The organism is Actinomyces gerencseriae DSM 6844, from assembly GCF_000429265.1.
GTDB classification, from domain to species: Bacteria; Actinomycetota; Actinomycetes; order Actinomycetales; family Actinomycetaceae; genus Actinomyces; species Actinomyces gerencseriae.
In genome coordinates this window covers 312,745-333,329 of sequence record NZ_KE386871.1, presented here as the reverse complement: position 1 = coordinate 333,329, position 20,585 = coordinate 312,745, and the positions used below count along the sequence as shown (strand labels likewise).

Annotated in this window: 19 protein-coding genes; 15 read left to right on the top strand and 4 right to left on the bottom strand. The window is 71.6% G+C overall.

Annotated elements, in window-relative coordinates; genetic code table 11:
• The first annotated feature begins 13 nt into the window (after positions 1–13).
• Positions 14–1,471, top strand: coding sequence for a S1C family serine protease (locus G448_RS0110940; protein ID WP_026408014.1), 1,458 nt, complete (start codon positions 14–16; stop codon positions 1,469–1,471).
• A 981-nt stretch (positions 1,472–2,452) separates the two neighbouring features.
• On the opposite strand, the gene G448_RS0110935 is transcribed toward G448_RS0110940, so the two are convergent.
• The 3 genes from G448_RS0110935 to G448_RS0110925 form a co-directional block, all read right to left on the bottom strand.
• On the bottom strand, positions 2,453–3,373 hold the full coding sequence (locus G448_RS0110935) for a hypothetical protein (RefSeq protein WP_026408013.1): 921 nt from the start codon (positions 3,371–3,373) through the stop codon (positions 2,453–2,455).
• On the bottom strand, positions 3,370–3,504 hold the full coding sequence (locus G448_RS19030) for a hypothetical protein (protein ID WP_281170952.1): 135 nt from the start codon (positions 3,502–3,504) through the stop codon (positions 3,370–3,372). The genes G448_RS0110935 and G448_RS19030 overlap by 4 nt, the downstream gene beginning before the upstream one ends.
• A 464-nt stretch (positions 3,505–3,968) precedes the next feature.
• Positions 3,969–4,688 carry an NUDIX hydrolase gene (locus G448_RS0110925; protein WP_051268930.1) on the bottom strand — a complete coding sequence of 240 codons (720 nt, stop codon included), beginning with the start codon at positions 4,686–4,688 and terminating at the stop codon, positions 3,969–3,971.
• A gap of 85 nt (positions 4,689–4,773) precedes the next feature.
• Here G448_RS0110925 and G448_RS0110920 point away from each other — a divergent pair, with 85 nt between their 5' ends.
• Entirely contained in the window at positions 4,774–5,793 is a 1,020-nt protein-coding gene (locus G448_RS0110920; RefSeq protein ID WP_026408011.1) for an SPFH domain-containing protein, read from the top strand.
• A 2-nt stretch (positions 5,794–5,795) separates the two neighbouring features.
• Positions 5,796–6,692: an NAD(+)/NADH kinase gene (locus G448_RS0110915; RefSeq protein WP_026408010.1), complete on the top strand. Its 897-nt coding sequence runs from the start codon at positions 5,796–5,798 to the stop codon at positions 6,690–6,692.
• Positions 6,693–6,716: 24 nt separating this feature from the next.
• Here the strand turns inward: G448_RS0110915 and G448_RS0110910 are convergent, their stop codons facing one another.
• Positions 6,717–7,445 carry a demethylmenaquinone methyltransferase gene (locus tag G448_RS0110910; protein ID WP_051268995.1) on the bottom strand — a complete coding sequence of 243 codons (729 nt, stop codon included), beginning with the start codon at positions 7,443–7,445 and terminating at the stop codon, positions 6,717–6,719.
• A 311-nt stretch (positions 7,446–7,756) separates the two neighbouring features.
• Here G448_RS0110910 and G448_RS0110905 point away from each other — a divergent pair, with 311 nt between their 5' ends.
• The 12 genes from G448_RS0110905 to nuoK all read left to right on the top strand — a co-directional run bounded on the left by G448_RS0110905 (position 7,757) and on the right by nuoK (position 20,582).
• Complete coding sequence (locus G448_RS0110905) at positions 7,757–9,025, top strand: geranylgeranyl reductase family protein (RefSeq protein ID WP_034495191.1); 1,269 nt, start codon at positions 7,757–7,759, stop codon at positions 9,023–9,025.
• Positions 9,022–9,381: an NADH-quinone oxidoreductase subunit A gene (gene ndhC, locus G448_RS0110900; RefSeq protein WP_026408007.1), complete on the top strand. Its 360-nt coding sequence runs from the start codon at positions 9,022–9,024 to the stop codon at positions 9,379–9,381. Before G448_RS0110905 ends, ndhC begins: the two co-directional genes overlap by 4 nt.
• Positions 9,382–9,401: 20 nt before the next feature.
• Positions 9,402–10,022, top strand: coding sequence for an NADH-quinone oxidoreductase subunit B (locus G448_RS0110895; protein ID WP_026408006.1), 621 nt, complete (start codon positions 9,402–9,404; stop codon positions 10,020–10,022).
• Complete coding sequence (locus G448_RS0110890) at positions 10,019–10,795, top strand: NADH-quinone oxidoreductase subunit C (RefSeq protein WP_026408005.1); 777 nt, start codon at positions 10,019–10,021, stop codon at positions 10,793–10,795. Before G448_RS0110895 ends, G448_RS0110890 begins: the two co-directional genes overlap by 4 nt.
• The gene (locus G448_RS0110885; RefSeq protein WP_026408004.1) at positions 10,795–12,204 is read left to right on the top strand and encodes an NADH-quinone oxidoreductase subunit D; all 1,410 of its coding nucleotides are present in this window, start codon (positions 10,795–10,797) and stop codon (positions 12,202–12,204) included. Before G448_RS0110890 ends, G448_RS0110885 begins: the two co-directional genes overlap by 1 nt.
• Positions 12,204–12,923: an NADH-quinone oxidoreductase subunit NuoE gene (nuoE, locus tag G448_RS0110880; RefSeq protein ID WP_026408003.1), complete on the top strand. Its 720-nt coding sequence runs from the start codon at positions 12,204–12,206 to the stop codon at positions 12,921–12,923. Before G448_RS0110885 ends, nuoE begins: the two co-directional genes overlap by 1 nt.
• A 77-nt stretch (positions 12,924–13,000) precedes the next feature.
• On the top strand, positions 13,001–14,275 hold the full coding sequence (nuoF, locus tag G448_RS0110875) for an NADH-quinone oxidoreductase subunit NuoF (protein ID WP_211228011.1): 1,275 nt from the start codon (positions 13,001–13,003) through the stop codon (positions 14,273–14,275).
• A 3-nt stretch (positions 14,276–14,278) separates the two neighbouring features.
• Entirely contained in the window at positions 14,279–17,056 is a 2,778-nt protein-coding gene (locus G448_RS0110870; protein WP_245572297.1) for an NADH-quinone oxidoreductase subunit G, read from the top strand.
• A gap of 59 nt (positions 17,057–17,115) precedes the next feature.
• Positions 17,116–18,546 carry an NADH-quinone oxidoreductase subunit NuoH gene (gene nuoH, locus G448_RS0110865; protein WP_034495070.1) on the top strand — a complete coding sequence of 477 codons (1,431 nt, stop codon included), beginning with the start codon at positions 17,116–17,118 and terminating at the stop codon, positions 18,544–18,546.
• Positions 18,539–19,249, top strand: a complete 711-nt coding sequence (gene nuoI / locus G448_RS0110860; protein ID WP_034495068.1) for an NADH-quinone oxidoreductase subunit NuoI — start codon at positions 18,539–18,541, stop codon at positions 19,247–19,249. The genes nuoH and nuoI overlap by 8 nt, the downstream gene beginning before the upstream one ends.
• A complete protein-coding gene (locus tag G448_RS0110855) occupies positions 19,246–20,280 on the top strand; it encodes an NADH-quinone oxidoreductase subunit J (RefSeq protein ID WP_051268929.1) in 1,035 nt (344 codons plus the stop codon). The genes nuoI and G448_RS0110855 overlap by 4 nt, the downstream gene beginning before the upstream one ends.
• Positions 20,277–20,582 (top strand): NADH-quinone oxidoreductase subunit NuoK, encoded by a 306-nt coding sequence (nuoK, locus tag G448_RS0110850; RefSeq protein WP_026407997.1) that lies wholly within the window; start codon positions 20,277–20,279, stop codon positions 20,580–20,582. Before G448_RS0110855 ends, nuoK begins: the two co-directional genes overlap by 4 nt.
• The last annotated feature ends 3 nt before the right edge of the window (positions 20,583–20,585 follow it).

Below are 20,585 nucleotides of genomic sequence, written 5' to 3'. Positions count from 1 at the left end.
GAGGAGGAACCCAATGAGCACCTACGATGAGCAGCAGTCCGGCGCCCAGTCCGGCACCCCGCCCTACCGTGGGGGCGCGTCCGATTCGCCCTACGCCTCCTACACCTCGGCGCCTCAGGCCCCGGCGGGCTACGACTTCACTCGGACCGCCTCCGCCCCGGCCGTCGACTCCACGATGCCCGACGGCGCCTCGGGCGGGCTCGGCGCCGACGGCCGGTCGCCGTACGCCACTGGGCCGCTCCCGCCGTCGGCCTCCGCCGGCGATGGCGGCGGGCGCCGCGGTCCGGGGTGGGGCGGGGTCATCGGGACCTCCCTCGTCGTGGCCCTGCTCGCCTGCGGCGGCACGGCCGCGGGTCTTCAGTACTTCGGCCGGGGCCTTCCCACGGCCTCGCCCGCCTCCGCGCCGACATCCGTCGCCACCGGCGCCACCACCCAGACCGTCTCCTCGACCGGCACCGCACCCGACTGGGAGGCGGTCACGGCGGCCGTCTCCAACGCCGTCGTGTCCATCACCGTGGAGCAGGGGCAGTCGACGTCGGTCGGCTCGGGGGTCGTCTACGACTCCTCCGGGCACATCGTGACCAACAACCACGTCGTCGGCGGGGCCAGCCGGATCCAGGTCACCCTGGCCGACGGACGCATCTACGACGCGAAGCTGACCGGCACCGATCAGGCCACGGACCTGGCCGTCATCGCGCTGGAGAACCCGCCCTCGGATCTGACGGTGGCTCAGATCGGGGATTCCAGCGGACTCGTCACGGGCCAGGACGTCATGGCCATCGGAAACCCGCTGGGCCTGTCCTCCACCGCCACCACCGGTATCATCTCGGCCCTCGATCGGCCCGTCGTCACCACTCAGGAGGAGAAGAGCGACTCGGCGGACGACCCCTCCGGCAGCAAGCTCCGCGACCTGGGCAATCGGCTGACCCAGAACGACAAGAAGTCCTCCCAGGTGTTCACCAGCGCCATTCAGATCGACGCCGCGATCAACCCCGGGAACTCCGGCGGTCCGCTCTTCGACGAGACGGGCACGGTCATCGGCATCACGAGCTCGATCGCCTCGACCGGGTCGTCCTCGTCCTCCTCCTCGGAGCCCTCCGGCTCGATCGGCATCGGTTTCGCCATCCCGTCGAACCTGGCCAAGAAGGTGGCCGACCAGCTCATCGCAACGGGGACGGCGACCCACGCCTACCTGGGCGTGAGCATCGGCAACGGCGGTGGCACCGCCGACGGCGTGACCCGTGCCGGCGCCGAGGTGGGCTCGGTCGAGTCCGGGTCGCCCGCGGAGACGGCGGGCCTGAGGGAGGGCGACGTCATCACCGCCATCGACGGCAAGCCGACCCGCGAGGGCTCCGCTCTCACGGGCTTCGTGCGGCAGTACTCCGCCGGAGACCAGGTGACTCTGACGCTGATCCGCGACGGCAAGGAGATCCAGGTGCCGGTGACGCTCGCCGAGCGCAAGGACTCCTGAGGGGCCGTTCTCCCGCGCGTTCGCGCTCTGCATGTCGGTCCCGCCGGCGCATGCCGTCGGCCTCCTGCGCATGCTGGCCTCGCCGGCGCCCGCCGTCCGATGACCGCGGGCGCCGGCGGTGTATCGGGGGCCGCTGCGTCAGGCTCCACCCCCGGGGCTCGTGGTGGGATTCCCGGGGCTCGCGCCGCCGGGGCTCGCGCCGCCTCCAGGTCCAGGAGCCGTCGGTGAGTTCGTCGGGGGTGGGTTCCAGGATGGTCAGGACGGTGCTCAGGGCCTTGGTTTTGGCGAGGTCGGCGCGCAGTCGTGCGTTGGTGGAGAGGGTGCGCAGGAGGCGGTCGAGCTGGCGAAGGCTTAACGGGAGGTAGCCTATGGAGTAGGAAAGGGTCTGGTTCTTCTTGGAGGCGATGACGGCCTTGCCCTGGGACACGCCCACCAGGTGAGGCCGGGCGCTCCACGGGATGGTGTCGGTGCGCCCATCGATCCAGGTGAACTCCACACCGTGCTCGCTGAGGGCGATCCTTCTGCGGTTCGGGCCGCCCGCACGGATGATGGGCGTCGCATAGGAGAGCGCGGCTGTCCCAATGGTGGCCGGCCCGGCGGGTGCTATCCACTCGCCGCGTGATCTCACCAGCCACACGAGCACACCTACGACGCAGGAGCACGCTGCGAGAAAGAGAGTGCCGAGCTCCCATCGGATCAGCGATTCGGGAGTATTCATGATGATTCGTGCACCTTTGTGACTCCACCACCGACGTCCCCCGGATATGGCTGTCTTCGGGTGGACCTGAGAGACGAAGAGCGACAGCAGAACCGTGTCGATGTAGAAGAATCCTGAGGCGGTACTGCGATCCCCGGCCGTATAAGCGAAGTGGGAGATGAGGGACAATCCGAAGGCGGAGAATGCGAATATCGAAGTATTATGCTTGCGCATTCTGTCGGCCTGTGGCGGCGGGAGCACCCTGGATCGTCGTAAGCTGATCGTCACCCGAATATTCTCTTCCAGGCGGATGACGTCTTATCGCCGATCCATTCCGTACTGGTTTCGTAGGCGTCGGAAATGCCCTCGTCAATGCGTTCGCGCGTCTGAAGGGGTATCCAACTCTCGTAGGCCTTTCCGGCGCCATAGGAAAGTGCTGCGCTGCCTAGCACTCCTAATGCGACTGCTCCCATTTCAGGAGCCAGGGCTGCTGCCCCTGCTATTACTAGTGCACTGCCGACATATCCTGCTGTTGTTTCGAGTGCCACCCTGCCCGGCGAGGCGCCGTTGGAGATCTCCCAGCCTGCGAGTGCGAGGGTCAGGACGGTCCCCGTGCCTTTGGTGAATTTTCCGGCTTTTGTCGCAATTCCGGTGTCGATGGTCTTCGATGAGGCAGATGCCTTTGCTCGTCTACTCATCGAATCGGGATTGGGTGACTTCTTCCCCGCTTTTTTCTGCGGATTGTCTGACTTGAGAGCGGCTCTCTTCGTGGCGGCGGGGACGGCTTTGCGGACAAGGGCGTCGAATTCGTGTCCGTAGTAGACATTCTCGATATTGTGCTCCGCGAACTTGATGGCGCCGTCCTGGAGCGATTTCGTGGTCAGCTCGAAGAGCGGCGAGTCCGGGCTGACCGTCATGTGCTCGGCCGCCCAGTCCGTCAGCTTCTTGTGGGCCTTGGGGACCTTCGTGGAGAGCTTGTCGAAGAGCTTCTTCTCCAGGTAGCTCTCGTGGTCGTTGTTCGCGCTCTCCCACGCGCTCTTCTCGTCCGCGGTGCCCTCGTCGAGGCGCTTCCCCGGCGATCCGCCGTAGCTGCCGGACGACGGCATGGTGGAGGCGTTCGCCTCGAGGTCCTCCTGCGCGTCATCGAAGGCGCTCCTCGCCTTCCGGGCTGCCTCGTAGTTGATCTCCAGCTGCCCTTGGCTCATTCGCCGTCCCCCTCGTGCCGCAGCTCGCGGGGCATGGCCAGGTCAAGGTGGATGACGTCGTAGGGCTGGTCGGCCTCGAGCTCGTGAAGCCTGTTCGTGTGGCACAGGATCCACGGCTGGTGCGGACCCATGCAGTCGTTCAGCGGTCCAGCGCCGTGTACGCCAGCAGGGCGACGCGCCCGTCCTTCGTGCGGCGCATCTCGACCTCGGCGCCGAAGCGACCCGGAGTGCGGCAGGTCAGGTACACGACCGGGGGATGGTGACGGGGCCCTGCTGTCCGCTCGTCATGGTTGTCGTATCAGGGAAGGGAGCCATGAAGTCGCGGTAGCAAGCCCATGGTGCCCCTGTCACGGCCGTTCGCAGCCGCGGATCCGCCGTATCGCGGGGCCGGCTGTGGTCTTTAGGCAGACCTAACGTAAGGGTGTCGCGGACCCGCTGACTCGCGGGGCCGGCGCTTCCGGGCTCGCCGATCTCGATGCGGAACCGGACCGATCTCGATGCGGAACCGGACCGATCTCGATGCGGAACCGGACCGATCTCGATGCGGAACTGAACCGATCTCGGCGAAGGGGGGCGGCGCCGGGTCGGTGGCGGGTCAGTGGCGGGTCAGTGGCGGGGAGAGCACGGTCGCCGTGGGCTCCACGCCGGGCGCCGCCCGGTACAGGGCGGCGGGCCGTCCCGCACCCGTCTGCGACACGCCCCCGGTCGGTTCGAGGAACCCCTCGGTGCGAGTGGCCTTGCGGTGGAAGTTGCGCGGATCGAGCCTCACCCCCCAGATCGCCTCGTAGACCGAGCGCAGCTGGGAGATCGTGAACTCGGGCGGGCAGAAGGCCGTGGCCAGGGGCGTGTACTCGATCTTGGAGCGCGCCCGCTCCACGCCGTCGGCGAGGATCCGCTCGTGGTCGAAGGCCAGGCGGGACGCGCCGGCGCCCACCTCGCACCAGCGGGCGCCGCTCGCGTCCCCACCCGCCCGGGGCGCGGTGAAGCGGGGCGCCATGAGCAGGTGGGCCACCGACAGCACCGGCCCGCGCGGGTCGCGCCCCTGGGGCCCGTAGGTGGCGATCTGCTCCAGGTGGCCCGGCGGGACGATCCCCGTCTCCTCGGCGAGCTCGCGTCGCGCGGCGTCCATCGTCTGCTCGCCGGCCAGCAGGAAGCCGCCCGGCAGGGCCGCCTCGCCCTTGAACGGCTCCAGGGCGCGGTCCACCACGAGCACGTTGAGCCGTGCGTCGATGATCGTCAGCGCCACGATATCGACCGCGACGGGCACCAGCAGCGCGGTGGGGGGCGGGGCGGGGGCGGCGTCCGGGGCGTGCATGCCCGCAGTCTATCGCGTCAGTTTGACGAGAACGGCTCGCCCCCGTTATCGTCTGACTGACGAAAAACCTGAGCGAGGAGCCGACATGGGCATCATCCGAACCGTCCCCTTCATCCGCCACTACCAGGGGGCGCCGACCGAGTACGTCATCCGCCTGCGGCGCGGGCGCGTCGTGCGCAGTGGCGTCGGTCAGGCCTTCTGGTTCCGCCCCGCGAGCGCGGCCCTGTCCGAGCTGCGCGTGGTCGACCGCGAGCGCACCGTCCTGTTCCACGTGACCACGGCCGACCAGCAGGACGTCACCGTCCAGGCGACCCTGACCTACCGCGTCGCGGATCCCGGGCTCGCCGCCTCCCGCTTCGACTTCGACGTCTACCCCCGATCCATGGCCGGACCGCCTCGCGGCGAGGAGGAGATCGGCGAGCTCGTCGCCCGTATCGCGCACTCCCTGACGATCGACGTCGTCGGGGGCCTGGAGATGGTCGATGCGCTGCGCAGCGGGATCGAGCGGGTCGGCGAGGCGCTGGCCGCCGGCCTGCCCGGCCAGAGGCGCCTGACCGGCTCCGGCATCGAGGTCTGCGACGCGCGGGTCCTGTCGCTGCGTCCCGAGGGCGACATCGAGAAGGCTCTGCAGACGCCGCTGCGCGAGCAGCTCCAGGCCGAGGCGGACCGGGCGCTGTACGAGCGACGGGCTCTGGCCGTCGAGCGCGAGCAGCGGATCTCCGTCAACGAGCTCGCCAGCAAGCTCGACCTCTCCCGGCGTCGTGAGGAGCTCGTCGCCCAGGAGGGGGCCAACGCCCGGCGCGAGGCCGAGGAGAAGGCCTCCGCCGCGCTCGTGGACACCAATGCCTCCGCCGAGCGCCGCCGCATCCGCTCCGAGGCCGAGGCGGCCGAGACCGAGCGGCTCGGCCGGGCCACCAACGAGGTCGAGGCGGCCCGCCTCAGTGCTCTGGCGTCGATCGGCACCGGGGCGCTGCGCGCCATCGCGCTGCAGGAGGCCGCCAGGCACCTGCCGCGGGTCGGCCAGGTCAATCTCGCCCCCGACATGCTCCAGAGCCTCCTCGCCGGCCTGCTGCCGCGGGCCGAGGCGGAGGAGGGGCGCTCATGACGCTGCGTCGCCGGGCGGTCCTGGTCCGCCGTCGCACCGAGCTCGAGGAGCTGCTCGATCGGCACTCCACGCGCGGGCAGGCCGAGTTCTTCCTGCGCTCGCGCGGGCGCTCCCTGGACGAGGTTCAGCGCGCCCACGACTGCGCGCACGAGGCCCTCGCCGCCGTCGCGGCCCGTCTCCCCGAGGACTGGGCGCGCACGGGCGTCGAGCGCCGGGACCTGGCCGCCTTCCTCTTCGCGCCCGAGGACGTCGTCATCGTCGTCGGCCCCGACGGGCTCGTCGCCAACGTCGCCAAGTACCTGCGCGGCCAGGTCGTCATCGGGATCGACCCGCGCCCGGGGGCCGAGCGCGGTCCGCTGGTGCCCTGCGACGTGAGGACCGGCGGGGAGCTGATCGACCGGATCGCCGACGGCGAGTCCCCGTCCGTCTCCCGGCGGACCATGGTGCGCGCCCGCCTCGACGACGGCCAGGAGGTGACCGCCCTCAACGAGGTCTACCTCGGGCACGCCTCGCACCAGTCGGCGCGCTACCGCCTGGACTGGCGCGGTCGTCGCGAGCTCCAGTCCTCCTCGGGCGTGATCGTCTCGACCGGGACCGGCGCCACCGGCTGGAGCGCCTCCCTGGCGCACGACAGGGGCGGGCGGGAGCTGCCGGCCCCCGCCGAGCGCGGTCTGGCGTGGTTCGTCCGGGAGGCGTGGCCCTCGCCGGCCACGGGCGTCTCGATGACCGAGGGGCGGCTGGGGGAGGGCGAGGAGCTGGGGCTCGTGGTGTCCTGCGAGCGCCTCGTCGTCTTCGGCGACGGGATCGAGGACGACTGCTGCGAGGCGGCCTGGGGCCAGCGGGTGCGGGTCTCGGTGGCCGAGTCCACCCTGGCGCTGGCCGATCCGCCCCGCGCCTGATCGCGCCGTCGCGCCCGTCGCCGCTCAGCCCCGCCCCGACCCGACCGACCGCGCCCACCCGGCCGGCCTGGTGGCCCGGTGGACGGCGACGATCCCGCCCGACAGGTTCTTGTAGCCCACGCCCCGCCAGCCGGCCCGATGCATGAGCGCGGCCAGCCCCGCCTGATCGGGCCACGCCAGGATCGACTCGGCCAGGTAGTCGTAGGCCTCGGCGCTGGAGGACACGAGCCGCGCGGCCGCCGGCAGCGCCGTGCCCAGGTAGAAGCGGTACGCGCTGCGGAGCGAGCGGCGCACGGGCGTGGAGAACTCGGCGATGACCAGGCGCCCGCCCGGGCGCGTCACGCGCGCCATCTCCCGCAGGGCCCCGCCGGCGTCCTGCACGTTGCGCAGCCCGTAGGAGATGGTGACCGCATCGAAGCTCTCGTCGGCGAAGGGCAGTGCCGTGGCGTCGCCGGCGATGAAGGCGATGCCGGGGTGGCAACGCCGGCCCTCGGCCACCATGCCGGTGGAGAAGTCGCAGGCGACGACGTCGGCGCCGTCGGCGGCGTAGTCCGCGGAGGAGGTCCCCGTGCCGGCGGCGAGGTCGAGCACCCGCGCGCCGGGCCGGGCGGCGACGGCGGCGCGGGTCGCGGCGCGCCACACGCGCACCTGCCACAGGCTCATGATGCTGTTCGTCAGGTCGTAGCGGCGCGCGACGGCGTCGAACATCCCCGCGACCTCGCGGGGGTCCTTGGCAAGAGTGGCTCGGCTCATGCGGCCCATGATCTCAGGTCGCGCCATTCGGGGCCGCCGGTATATTCGTGAGGGGGAAGGGCCCTAATTTGATCGGCGCCCCGACCGGGGCGCCGGGGCGCGCGCGCCGGCGCTGACGCCATGGCGCGGAATTGGGATTCCCCTCCGACCGGGGTTCGGGCGCCGGCCGCGGCCTCGGTAGAGTCGGCGCGGGTCCTCCTGGCCGGGAGGACTATTCGGCATGGGGGAACACGGGAGGAAGGGGCGCGGTGACTGACCGGGATGGCGGGAGCAGCGGGCGCGCCGCTCGTGCGGACGGCCCCGCCGGCGACATGCGCGCCGACGTCATCGTCGTCGGCGCGGGACCGGCCGGCTCGTCCGCCGCCTACCACCTGACCACGTGCGGCCTGGACGTCATCCTGATCGAGCGGCACGAGCTCGGCCGCGACAAGGTGTGCGGCGACGGCCTGACCCCCTCGGCCGTTCGCGAGCTCGTCCGCATGGGCGTGGACACGTCGACCTGGCAGCGCAACATGGGGCTGCGCGTCATCGGGGGCGGGCACCGCCTCCACATCCCCTGGCCCGAGCAGGCCTCCCTGCCCTCCTACGGACTGGCGCGTCGGCGCGCCGAGCTCGACCGGGACCTGGCCGAGCACGCGGCCGACGCCGGGGCCCGCCTGCTGACCGGCGTCACCGTGACCGGTCCGGTCACCACCGCCGCGGGGCGCGTCGTCGGCGTCGAGGCCAGGCCGACGGCCCGGGTCGCCTATCCGGGGATCCCCGCCCCGGCCGTCCTGCGGGCCCCCCTGGTCATCGACGCCGGCGGAGTGTCGGCCCGCCTGGCCACTGCCGTGGGCCGGCACAAGGACGAGCGCAAGCCGCTGGGCGTGGCTGTGCGCGCCTACTTCCGCTCGCCGCGGGCCGAGGACGCCTGGATGGAGTCCCGTCTCGAGCTGTGGGACGGACCGGCGAACCGCTCCGACCTCCTGCCCGGATACGGGTGGTTGTGGAGCGTCGGCGACGGGCTGGTCAACGTGGGGCTGGGCTCGGTGTCCTCCCGCGCCGCGACCACCCGGGTCGACTACCGGGCCGTTTTCCGCCGCTGGGTGGCGAGCGCGCCCGCCTCCTGGGGCTTCGGCCCGCGGACCCGGGTCGGGCGCCTGTCCTCCGCCGCCCTGCCCATGGCCTTCAACCGCAAGCCCCACTACGCCGACGGCCTCATGCTGCTGGGCGACGCCGGCGGCATGGTCTCGCCCTTCAACGGCGAGGGCATCGCCCAGGCCCTCATGTCGGGGCGCCTGGCCGCCGAGGCGGCCGCGCAGGCCGCCGCCCGCTCCACGGCGATCGGCCGCGAGCGGGCCCTGGCGCAGTACCCCGCCGCCATGGAGGCCGAGATGGGCGGCTACTACACCCTTGGCCGCGTCTTCGTCTCCCTCATCGAGCACCCCGAGATCATGCGCGTGTGCACCCGGTACGGCCTGCCGCGCAGACGCCTCATGAGGCTCGTGGCCAAGCTCCTGTCCGATGGTTGGGAGCGTCGCGGAGGCGACGCGATCGACCGCTTCATCCAGCTCCTGACAAGAATGGTGCCGGCAGCATGAACCCCTACGTCTCCCTCCTCATCATGGCGGCGATGGCCCTGGTCGTGGCCATCGGCGGCCTCGTCCTGTCCGCGATCGTGAGCCCCAACCGGCGCAACCGGGTCAAGGTCGCCAACTACGAGTGCGGCATCGACCCCACGCCGACCAACACCGAGACCGGGCGCTTCCCCGTCGCCTTCTACCTGGTGGGCATGACCTTCATCATCTTCGACGTCGAGGTCGTCTTCCTCTACCCCTGGGCCACGGCCTTCACGCGCCTGGGCCTGTTCGGACTGAGCGCCGCCCTCGTCTTCGTCGCCCTGATCACGGTGCCCTACATCCTGGAGTGGCGCCGCGGCGGACTGGACTGGGACTGACGGGACCGGGGCGGCACATCATGAGAATGCGCGACTACAACGAGAAGATGCTCCGCATCCCCTCCAAGCGGGATGACCTCCAGCTCGCCGCCGAGCAGTCCGTCGAGGGCCCCGGCTTCCTGATCACCAGCGTCGAGCAGCTGTCGGGCCTGGCCCAGGCCCGCTCGCTGTGGCCGGTGACCATGGGCCTGGCCTGCTGCGCCATCGAGATGATGGGCGCCGGCACCCCCCGTTTCGACATGTCCCGCTTCGGCTGGGAGATCTTCCGCGCCTCGCCGCGCCACGCCGACGTCATGATCGTCTCGGGCCGCGTCTCCCACAAGATGGCGCCGATCGTCCGCAACGTCTACGACTCCATGCCCGAGCCCAAGTGGGTCATCTCCATGGGGGCCTGCGCCTCGTCCGGCGGTGTGTTCAACAACTACGCGATCGTCCAGGGCTGCGACCACATCGTCCCGGTCGATATCTACCTGCCCGGTTGCCCGCCGCGTCCCGAGATGCTCATCAACGCCATGCTCGAGCTGACCCGCCAGATCGAGCGCCGCCCCGTCTTCAAGCACCGCGAGGACATCGCGCGCGCCGTCGAGGCCGCGGCCCTGGCAGCCGTCCCCCTCTCCGAGATGAAGGGGCGGCTGGCATGAGCGAGAACAAGGGGGCCGCTCCCTCCGACGCCGCGGGCGAGGAGCTGGAGAGGCCCGCCGCGCCCGTTCCCGAGGTCGTTCCCGGCCGTCCGGTGCGTCCCGAGCTGGTCACCGAGGTCGTGGCCACCCACTCCGGCCAGTTCGGCGCCGCCGACGCCGGGGACACGACCGGCTACGGCCGGCAGCGCACCGTGGTCGCCCTCGCACCGGCCGCCGCTCGCCCCTACGGCTCGTGGTTCGACGGCGTCGTCGACGCCCTCATCGAGGATCTCCAGGACGCCGGAATCGACCCGGCCGAGGCCATCGAGAAGGTCGTCGTCGAGCACGACGAGCTCACCCTGTTCATCAGCCGCGAGCACCTCCTCGACGTGGTGCGCCCCCTGCGCGACGACCAGGACCTGCGCTTCGAGCTGTGCCTGGGCGTCGCCGGCGTCCACTACCCGCAGGACGCCGGCCGCGAGCTGCACGCCTGCTTCGCCCTGATGAGCCTGACCCACGGCGGGCGCCAGCTGCGCCTGGAGGTCGCCTGTCCCGCCTCCGACCCGCACGTGCCCTCGATCGTGCCGGTCTACCCGGGCGACGACTGGCACGAGCGCGAGGCATGGGACCTCATGGGCATCGTCTTCGACGGGCACCCCAACCTCACGCGCTCGGCCATGCCCGACGACTGGGTGGGGCACCCGCAGCGCAAGGACTACCCGCTCGGCGGCATCCCCGTCGAGTACAAGGGGGCCACCACCCCGCCCGCCGACACCCGGAGGTCGTACCGCTGATGAGCACCCCCGCCTCCTCCGCCCCCTCCTCCGGCTCCTTCCACGCGGCCGGACCCGCCACCGACGACATCGCGGACGGCGCCCCCCAGTACACCCTGTCCGGCGGTGACTGGGACGACGTCGTCGCCGCCATCGCCGCCCGCGACGAGGACGACCGCCTCCGCCACGACCGCATCGTGCTCAACATGGGTCCCGTCCACCCCTCCACCCACGGCGTGCTGCGTCTGGTCCTGGAGGTCGACGGCGAGACCGTCACCGAGGTCCGCGTGGGCACCGGCTACCTGCACACGGGCATCGAGAAGAACATGGAGTACCGCACCTGGGTCCAGGGCGAGACCTTCGTGACCCGCATGGACTACGTGGCGCCCTTCTTCCAGGAGGTCGGTTACGCCCTGGCCGTGGAGAAGCTGCTCGGCGTCACCGACGACGTCCCCGAGAAGGCCTCGGTCATGCGCGTGCTCCTCATGGAGCTCAACCGCATCGCCTCCCACGTCGTCGCCATCGGGTCCGGCGGCAACGAGATGGGCGGCACCACCCTCATGACCATCGCCTTCCGGTGCCGCGAGAACATCCTGCGCGCCTTCGAGATGGTCTCCGGGCTGCGCATGAATCACGCCTACGTCCGTCCCGGCGGCCTGGCCCAGGACGTCCCGCCGGGCTTCTCCGACTTCGTCCGCTCGGTCATGCCGAACATCAAGAACGATGTCGGCGAACTCGAGGCCCTTCTCATGGAGAACCCGATCCTGAAGGCCCGTTTCGTCGGCGTGGGCGAGATCTCGCTGTCGGCCGCCATGGCCATGGGGCTGACCGGGCCGTGCGCGCGCGCCGCCGGCTACCCGCTGGACATGCGCAGGATCAAGCCCTACTGCGGCTACGAGACCTACGACTTCGACATCCCCGTCTACGACCGCTCCGACTGCTACAACCGCCTGGCCGTCCGCTTCGACGAGTGCTACCAGTCCCTGAAGATCGTCTCCCAGTGCGTGGACCGCCTCGATGAGATCACCGAGCGCGGCGACGACCCCTCCAACACGACCATGGTGGCCGACCCGACCATCGCCTGGCCCGCCCGCATGGCCATCGCCACCGATGGGCAGGGCCAGTCCCTGGAGCACGTGCGCGAGATCATGGGGACCTCCATGGAGTCCCTCATCCACCACTTCAAGCTGGTGACCCAGGGCTTCCGGGTCCCGGTCGGGCAGGTCTACCAGACCGTGGAGCACGCCAAGGGGGTCCTGGGCGTCCACGCCGTCTCCGACGGCGGCACCCGCCCCTACCGGGTCCACTTCCGCGACCCCTCATTCTCCAACCTGCAGTCGCTGGCCATGATGGGCGAGGGCGGCATGATCGCCGACCTCGTCCCCTCCCTGGCCTCCATCGACCCCGTCCTGGGAGGCGTGGACCGCTGATGAGCACCACCGAGAACGCCCGCACGACCGCCGCCGGTTACGAGGCCGCCGGCTACGAAGCCGATCTGGGGGCTCGCGTCGGCGTCGAGATCGAGCAGATCAAGTCCCGCTACCCCGCGGGTCAGGAGCGCAGCGCCCTGATCCCGATGCTGCACCTGGTCCAGAGCATCGACGGCTACGTCTCCCCGCGCGGCATCGCGCTGTGCGCCGAGGCGCTGGGCCTGACGCGATCCGAGGTCTCCGCCGTCGCCACCTTCTACAGCCAGTTCCACCGCCACCCGGCCGGGGAGTACCACGTCGGCGTGTGCACCAACGCCCTGTGCGCCGTCATGGGCGGCGACGAGGTCTGGCGGGCCGTGAGCGAGCACACGGGCCTGGGCAACGACGAGACCAGCGAGGACGGCCGCATCAGCCTGGAGCGCGTGGAGTGCAACGCCGGCTGCGACTACGCCCCGGTCGTCATGGTCAACTGGGAGTTCTTCGACAACCAGACCCCGGCCTCCGCCGTCGAGCTGGTCTCGCGCCTGGAGCGCGGCGAGGACGTCGTCCCCACCCGCGGCCCCGAGACCCTGCCGACCTTCCGCGAGAACGAGCGCCTCCTGGCCGGCTTCGAGGACGGGCGCGCCGACGAGGGCGTCGGCGCGGGCGAGGCGAGCCTGCTGGGCCTGCGCATCGCCCGCGAGAGGGGCTGGACGGTCCCGGGGGAGGAGACCAAGTGAGCGGCGGCGCGAGCGGCGGCCGGCCGGCCGGTCCGGTCTTCACCGCACCGGGGACCCTCACCCCGGCCATCACCGACATGTGGGACAAGGACCGCTCCTGGACCCTGAGGACCTACCGGGCCAACGGCGGCTACCGAGGGCTGGAGCGGGCCAGGACCATGAGCCAGGAGGAGCTCGTCGATCTGGTCAAGGCCTCCAACCTGCGCGGTCGCGGCGGCGCGGGCTTCCCCACAGGGCTGAAGTGGTCCTTCCTGCCCGCCCCCGACGGCGGGGCCCGCTACCTCGTCGTCAACGCCGACGAGTCCGAGCCGGGCACGTGCAAGGACATCCCCACCATCATGGCCAACCCGCAGGCCCTCATCGAGGGCGTGGCCATCTGCTCGCGCGCCATCGGCTGCGACCACGCCTTCGTCTACCTGCGCGGCGAGGTCGCCCACGTCTACCGCCGCCTGCTCCACGCCGTCGCCGAGGCCGAGCAGTCGGGGCTGCTGGACACCGGCTTCGGCCTGGACGGCTCCCGGCCGCTGACCATCACCGCGCACGCCGGCGCCGGCGCCTACATCTGCGGCGAGGAGACCGCGCTGCTCGACTCCCTCGAGGGCCGCCGCGGCCACCCGCGCCTCAAGCCCCCCTTCCCGGCGGTCCAGGGCCTGTACGCGCGCCCGACGGTCATCAACAACGTCGAGACCATCGCCTCCCTGCCGGGGATCCTCTCCCGCGGACCCGAGTGGTACTCGTCCATGGGCACCGAGCGCTCCAAGGGCCACGGCATCTTCTCCGTCTCCGGTCACGTGGCCCACCCCGGCCAGTTCGAGGCGCCCTTCGGCATCACGATGGGGGAGCTCATCGATCTCGCCGGCGGCGTCCGGGCCGGGCACAGGCTCAAGTTCTGGGTCCCGGGCGGATCCTCCACCCCGATCTTCGGGCCCGAGGAGCTCGATGTCCCCCTGGACTACGAGTCGGTCGGGGCGGCCGGCTCCATGCTGGGCACCCGCGCCCTCCAGGTCTTCGACGAGACGGTCTCCGTCGTGCGCGTCGTCGCCCGCTGGACCGAGTTCTACCAGCACGAGTCCTGCGGCAAGTGCACCCCCTGCCGCGAGGGCACCTACTGGATGCGCCAGATCATGCTGCGCCTGGAGGCCGGGCGGGGCCTGCCCGGGGACGTCGAGAAGCTGGAGTCCATCGCCTCCAACATCGCCGGCCGCTCCTTCTGCGCCCTCGGCGACGCCTCCGCCGTCCCGGTCCTGTCCGGCATCAAGCGGTTCCGCGCCGAGTTCGAGGCCGGGTACACCTCCGCGGCCCGCGAGCTCCTCCCCTATGAGGCCTCGGCAATCGTTGAAAGCGCACGGTGAGACATGACTGACACGGCCACCGACATGACCGACATGGTCCACATGACGATCGACGGCGTCCCCGTCGAGGTCGCCAAGGGCACGCTCCTCATCCGCGCCGCCGAGAAGATCGGCGTGCGCATCCCGCGCTTCTGCGACCACCCGCTGCTCGCGCCGTCGGCGAACTGCCGCCAGTGCCTGGTGGACGTGGCCATGCCCGGCCGCGACGGCGTGGTCCGCCCCATGCCCAAGCCCCAGCCCTCGTGCGCCATGACCGCCATGGAGGGCATGGAGATCTCCACCCAGGCCACCAGCGAGGTCGCCGCCGGGGCGCAGGCCGGGACCATGGAGTTCCTCCTCATCAACCACCCCCTGGACTGCCCGGTGTGCGACAAGGGCGGCGAGTGCCCTCTGCAGAACCAGGCCCTGGAGCTCATGGCCTCGGGCGCCCAGTCCGCCACCCGCTTCACCGACGTCAAGCGCACCTTCCCCAAGCCCCTGCGCCTGACCAGCAACATCCTGCTCGACCGCGACCGCTGCATCCTGTGCCAGCGCTGCGTGCGCTTCGTCGACCAGATCGCTGGCGACCCCTTCATCGCGCTGCAGGGGCGCGGCGCCGGCCACGTCGGCGGCGAGGTCACCGGGGGCCTGTACTCCGAGCAGATCGGCCGCTACGACTCCACCGTCCTGGACTTCTTCGACCCGGAGGGCGTGGCCGGCGTGACCACCGAGACCATCCGGGGCGAGGCCTACCTCGCCCCCGAGTCCGACCTGGCCGGGCCGGGCGGTGGTCCCGGCGTCATCGACGGCTCCGTCCACGGGCCCGGGGACCTGGCGGGCCGCGAGGACCTCGACGTCTCGGGCCGCCCCTTCGCCTCCTACTTCTCGGGCAACATCATCCAGATCTGCCCCGTCGGGGCCCTGACCAGCGCCCGCTACCGCTTCCGGGCCCGCCCCATGGACCTGGTGTCCACCGAGTCGGTCACCGAGCACGACGCCTCCGGCTCCGCCATCCGCGTCGATATGCGCCGCGGCGTCGTGCTGCGCCGCCTGGCGGGCAACGACCCCGAGGTCAACGAGGAGTGGATCACCGACAAGGACCGCTTCGGCTTCGCCTGGTCCGCCCAGCCCGACCGTCTGCGCGTTCCGCTCGTGCGCGACGAGGAGACCGGTCTGCTGACGGGCACCTCCTGGTCCGACGCGCTCGACGTCGCCGCCCGGGGCCTGGCCGCGGCGAGGGACGCCGGCGGCGTCGCCCTGCTGCCCGGGGCCCGCACCACCCTGGAGGACGGCTGGGCCTGGTCCCGCTTCGCCCGCCAGGTGCTGGGCACCAACGACATCGACCAGCGCGTGCGCGACCACTGCGAGGAGGAGGACCTCTTCCTCGCCTCCCGGGTCGCCGGAACGGGACTGGGCGCCGTGACGTACTCCTCGCTGGAGCGGGCCGGGCAGGTCCTCCTGGTCGCCCTCGAGCCCGAGGACGAGTGCGGCTCGCTCTTCCTGCGCCTGCGCAAGGGGGTGCGCGCCGGCGGCGTCCGCGTGGCCACGATCGCCCCGCTGATCACCAACGGCTCGCGCAAGCTCAGCGCCACCACCGTCCTGACCGTTCCCGGCCAGGAGGCGCGGGCCATCGCCCTGCTCTCGCAGACCCACCCCGACGTCGTCGAGGCCCTCAAGGCCGAGGGCGCCGCCATCCTCGTGGGAGAGCGCGCCGCCGCCGTCCCGGGCCTGCTCACGACCGTCGACACCCTCGCCACGGCCACCGGGGCCCGCCTGGCATGGGTGCCGCGCCGCGCCGGCGAGCGCGGCGGCATCGAGGCGGGGCTCCTGCCCTTCCTCCTGCCCGGCGGCCGTCCCGTCGCCGACGCCGCGGCCCGCCGCGAGGTCCAGGACGCCTGGGGCATCGACCCCGCCGGGATCCACGCCCACGCGCCCCTGCCCGACGCGCCCGGGCGCAACGCGACCCGGATCCTGACCGACCTGGTCGATGGCGGCCTCGGCGGCCTGGTGGCGGGCGGCATCGACCTGCGCGACTTCCCGGACCCGGGCCTGGCCAGGGCGGCGCTCGCCGCCTCCGGCTTCACCGTCCAGCTCGAGGTGCGCCGCTCGGAGGTCAGCGAGCACGCCGACGTCGTCCTGCCGGTCGCCCCCGCCGAGGAGAAGAACGGCACCTTCGTCAACTGGGAGGGGCGCGTGCGCCCCTTCGGTCAGGCCCATGTCTCGCGCGCCCGCACCGATCGCCAGGTCCTGGCGATGCTCGCCGCCGAGATGGGCGACGACCTCGACGTCGATGACCTCGAGACCCTCCACGCCCAGCTCGCCGAGCTCGGCCTGTGGAGGGGGGAGCGGGGCGGCGTCGTCTTCATCGAGCCGCCCGCCGCCGAGCCGGCCACCTCCGCGCGCCGGTCGGGCCTCTCGACCGCGACCGGCCTGGACGCCGTCCTGGCCACCCACAAGCCCATGCTCGACGCCGGCCGGCTTCAGGACGGGGACGCCTTCCTCGCCGCCACCGCCCTGCGCCCGGTCGCCCGTGTCGCCGCGGATCTCGCCGACCGGCTGGGCCTGCGCGGCGGGGAGAGCGTCGATGTCGCCACCGCGGTGGGCGCCGTCACGCTGCCGGCCGTGATCGCGGGCCGGGTCGCCCCGGGCACCGTCTGGTTGCCGGAGTGCTCGCCCGGCTCCACGATCCGTCAGGCGCTCGGCGCCTCCCACGGCTCCCGCGTCCGGCTCTCCCCGACTCCCACCGACATCCTGCCCAGCACGCCGGCGGGCACCCCGATCAGAACGGAGGCGACCCGGTGAGCATTGCGATTCCCATGATTTCCGCGTCTTCCGCGGCTCCCGCGTCTTCCGCGATCCCCATGACTCCCGCGGACGCCGAGGGCGGCGTGATCGCCGACTTCTCCGCCGAGACCTGGTGGCTCACGCTCCTCAAGGCGGTCTTCGTCGTCGCCTTCCTCATCGTCAGCGTCATCCTCGCGCTGTGGGTGGAGCGCCGCGGACTGGCGCGCATGCAGACGCGCCCCGGCCCCAACGTCAACGGCCCCTTCGGCTTCCTCCAGGCCGTCGCGGACGCGGCCAAGCTCATCATGAAGGAGGACTTCTGGCTGGGAGGGGCCGAGAGGCTCATCTACATCCTCGCCCCGGTCATCGCGGCGTTCAGCGCCTTCATGGTCTACGCCGTCATCCCCTTCGGGCCGCAGGTCTCCGTCCTCGGGCACTCCACGCCGCTGCAGCTGACCGACTTCCCGGTCGCGGTCCTCTACATCCTGGCGATCACCGCCTTCGGCGTCTACGGCATCATCCTGGGCGGCTGGTCGACCCACTCGACCTACCCGCTCTTCGGCGCCGTGCGCTCCGCCGCTCAGGTCATCTCCTACGAGCTGAGCATGAGCCTGGCGATCCTCACGGTCTTCCTCGCCTCGGGCACCATGTCGACCTCCGGCATCGTCGGGGCCCAGCAGCGCATGTGGTGGGGCCTGGCAATGGTGCCGAGCTTCCTCATCTACGTCGTGTCCATGGTCGGCGAGGTCAACCGCCTGCCCTTCGACCTGCCCGAGGCCGAGGGCGAGCTCGTCGCGGGGCATATGGTCGAGTACTCCTCCATGAAGTTCGCCTGGTACTTCCTGGCCGAGTACATCAACATGTTCAACGTCTCGGCCGTGTGCGTCACCCTGTTCCTGGGCGGCTGGCGCTCCTTCATCGTGGCGAGCTTCTGGGAGGGGGCCAACTCCGGCTGGTGGCCCGTGCTGTGGTTCGTCGCCAAGGTCTGGCTCGTCATGTTCTTCATGATCTGGACCCGCGGCACCCTGGTGCGCATCCGCTACGACCACTTCATGAAGCTGGGGTGGAAGTTCCTCATCCCCGTCTCGCTGGCCTGGTTCGTCCTGGTGGCCGTCCTCCAGGGCTACCGCACCTTCTTCAGCGGCTCGTCCCGCGCGCTGCTCATCATCCTGGCGGTCGTCTTCGTGGTGGCCCTGCTCGTGTTCCTCCTCCTGCCCGAGGAGCAGGACGAGCCCGGTCCCGAGGGCGACGGCGTGACCGCGCCGGGGGAGGAGCTCGACGCCTTCGCGGACGGCTACCCCGTCCCTCCGCTGCCCGGCCAGCAGCTGCCCGTCTCCCCGCGCGTGCGCCGCGCCCAGCGGGCGGAGTCGCCCGCCCGCATCGACGCGGCCGGCCCCGCGGCGCTCCCCGTCGGCGTCGGTGCCGTCGATACCGCCGGCTTCGCGGCGGGCGGCGCCCGGGCCACCCCCGACTCCGGCGACATCGTCCAGGAGGGAAACGATGACTGACCAGACCTCCGACGCCTCCCGCATCCCGGAAGAGCGGCCGAGCACGGACCACGACCAGTGGCTGCGCGACCCTCCCGGCCCCGTGGGACGCTTCTTCGCGCCCGTCGCCGGCTACGGCGTGACCATCTCCTCGATGTTCCGGCCCACCGTCACCGAGCTGTACCCCTTCGAGGCGCCGGTCCTCATGCCGCGCTACCACGGGCGCCATCAGCTCAACCGCTACGACGACGGCTTGGAGAAGTGCATCGGCTGCGAGCTGTGCGCCTGGGCCTGCCCGGCGGACGCCATCTACGTCGAGGCGGCCTCGAACACCCCGGGGGCCCAGTACTCCCCCGGCGAGCGCTACGGCCGCGTCTACCAGATCAACTACCTGCGCTGCATCTTCTGCGGCATGTGCATCGAGGCCTGCCCCACGCGGGCCCTGACCATGACCCATGAGATCGACGAGCTGGTCGGGCCGACCCGCACCGGCCTGATCTACGAGAAGCAGGACCTGCTCGCCCCCGTGCCCGACGGCGCGCTGGAGACCCCTCACCCCATGGTCGAGGGGACCGAGGACGGCGACTACTACCGGGGCGAGGTCACCGGCGTCACCCAGGCGCAGGTCGACTGGGTCCGCGCCCGCCGGCCCGAGGACCCGACCCTGGCGTCCGCGCGGCCGGCTCCCGTCCCGAGCACCCTCGAGGAGGCGGTGCACTCATGATCTCCGCGACCGCGCTGCCGGTGCCGCCGGCCTCGACCGAGCTGCTGCCCGCGACCCTGACCGCGGATGGCGCCCTCTCCGTCGGGGAGACGATCCTCTTCGCAGTCGTCGCCCTGATCGCCGTGACCTGCGGCCTGGGGCTGCTCACCGCCAAGCGCGCGGTGTCCGCCGCCGCCAACATGATCGGCATCATGATCTGCCTGGCGGTCCTCTACATCACGAGCGAGGCGCCCTTCCTGGGCATCACCCAGATCGTCGTCTACACGGGCGCCGTCATGACACTCGTCCTGTTCGTCATCATGATGGTCGGCGTCGGCGGCGAGGAGCCGATGGCCGGCACCGGCCCGCCCGCCGTCACCTGGGCGGTGGCCGCCCTGGGCGCGGGACTGGCCGTCATCCTGGCCGCCGTCGTGTGGCGCTCCGTCCTCCCGATCGCGACCGACGAGGGCGGAGGGGTCCTCGCGAATCCCTCCGAGCCCTCCGCTCTCGCCCTCGTGCTGTTCGGCGACCACGTCGTCATCATGGAGCTGACCGGCGTCCTGCTCATCATCGCCGCCGTCGGCGCCCTGACGCTGACCCACCGCCAGCGCATCCGTCCCCGCATGACCCAGCGCCTCCGGATGAGGGCCAGGATGCGCGCCTTCGCCGAGACGGGCGCCCACCCCGGTCAGAAGCCCATGCCCGGCGTCTACGCCGCCACCAACGCCGCCGCCGCACCGGCGCTGGGCGCCGACGGCGAGGCCCTGGAGGAGTCGATCCCGCGCGTGCTGCGCGTCCGGGACCAGGGTCTGGAGCTGTCCGAGGTCTCCCCGGAGACGGGGGCCGCCCAGCGCGCCGGCACCATCGCCGCTCGCGAGGACGCCGTCGTGGGGCGCTCCGGCATGGAGGCCATGCCCGGCGCGGCCGCCCCGGTCGTCGCCCAGCCCGTCGCGAAGCCGGTCGCGGCGCGGCCCGGGAGCCGGCCCGACGACGACTCCGACCGGCCCGACGACGACTCCGAGAAGAAGGCGCACGAGGAGGAGCAGAAGTGACCGTCCCCGTCACCGCCTACATCGTGCTCGCCGGGGTGCTCTTCAGCCTCGGGGCGCTCACGGTGCTCCTGCGCCGCAACGCCATCATCGAGCTGATGGGCGTGGAACTCATGCTCAACGCCGTCAACCTGGTCCTGGTGACCTTCTCCCGCATCCGCGGCGACCTCACCGGTCAGATCTTCGCCTTCTTCGTCATGGTCGTCGCGGCCGCCGAGGTGGTCGTGGGCCTGAGCATCATCGTGTCCATCTTCCGCACCCGCAGGTCCACGTCGGTCGACGACGAGAACCTGCTCAAGAACTGAGGG

Coding starts and splice junctions, on each gene's coding strand:
- nuoF (WP_211228011.1), top strand. CDS start 13,001: ATGTGGGACAAGGACCGCTCCTGGACCCTGAGGACCTACCGGGCCAAC.
- G448_RS0110925 (WP_051268930.1), bottom strand. CDS start 4,688: ATGCACGCCCCGGACGCCGCCCCCGCCCCGCCCCCCACCGCGCTGCTG.
- G448_RS0110910 (WP_051268995.1), bottom strand. CDS start 7,445: ATGAGCCGAGCCACTCTTGCCAAGGACCCCCGCGAGGTCGCGGGGATG.
- nuoH (WP_034495070.1), top strand. CDS start 17,116: ATGACTCCCGCGGACGCCGAGGGCGGCGTGATCGCCGACTTCTCCGCC.
- G448_RS0110885 (WP_026408004.1), top strand. CDS start 10,795: ATGAGCACCCCCGCCTCCTCCGCCCCCTCCTCCGGCTCCTTCCACGCG.
- G448_RS0110940 (WP_026408014.1), top strand. CDS start 14: ATGAGCACCTACGATGAGCAGCAGTCCGGCGCCCAGTCCGGCACCCCG.
- G448_RS0110855 (WP_051268929.1), top strand. CDS start 19,246: ATGATCTCCGCGACCGCGCTGCCGGTGCCGCCGGCCTCGACCGAGCTG.
- ndhC (WP_026408007.1), top strand. CDS start 9,022: ATGAACCCCTACGTCTCCCTCCTCATCATGGCGGCGATGGCCCTGGTC.
- nuoI (WP_034495068.1), top strand. CDS start 18,539: ATGACTGACCAGACCTCCGACGCCTCCCGCATCCCGGAAGAGCGGCCG.
- G448_RS0110935 (WP_026408013.1), bottom strand. CDS start 3,373: ATGAGCCAAGGGCAGCTGGAGATCAACTACGAGGCAGCCCGGAAGGCG.
- nuoE (WP_026408003.1), top strand. CDS start 12,204: ATGAGCACCACCGAGAACGCCCGCACGACCGCCGCCGGTTACGAGGCC.
- G448_RS0110920 (WP_026408011.1), top strand. CDS start 4,774: ATGGGCATCATCCGAACCGTCCCCTTCATCCGCCACTACCAGGGGGCG.
- G448_RS0110870 (WP_245572297.1), top strand. CDS start 14,279: ATGACTGACACGGCCACCGACATGACCGACATGGTCCACATGACGATC.
- G448_RS0110890 (WP_026408005.1), top strand. CDS start 10,019: ATGAGCGAGAACAAGGGGGCCGCTCCCTCCGACGCCGCGGGCGAGGAG.
- G448_RS0110895 (WP_026408006.1), top strand. CDS start 9,402: ATGAGAATGCGCGACTACAACGAGAAGATGCTCCGCATCCCCTCCAAG.
- G448_RS19030 (WP_281170952.1), bottom strand. CDS start 3,504: ATGGGTCCGCACCAGCCGTGGATCCTGTGCCACACGAACAGGCTTCAC.
- G448_RS0110905 (WP_034495191.1), top strand. CDS start 7,757: ATGCGCGCCGACGTCATCGTCGTCGGCGCGGGACCGGCCGGCTCGTCC.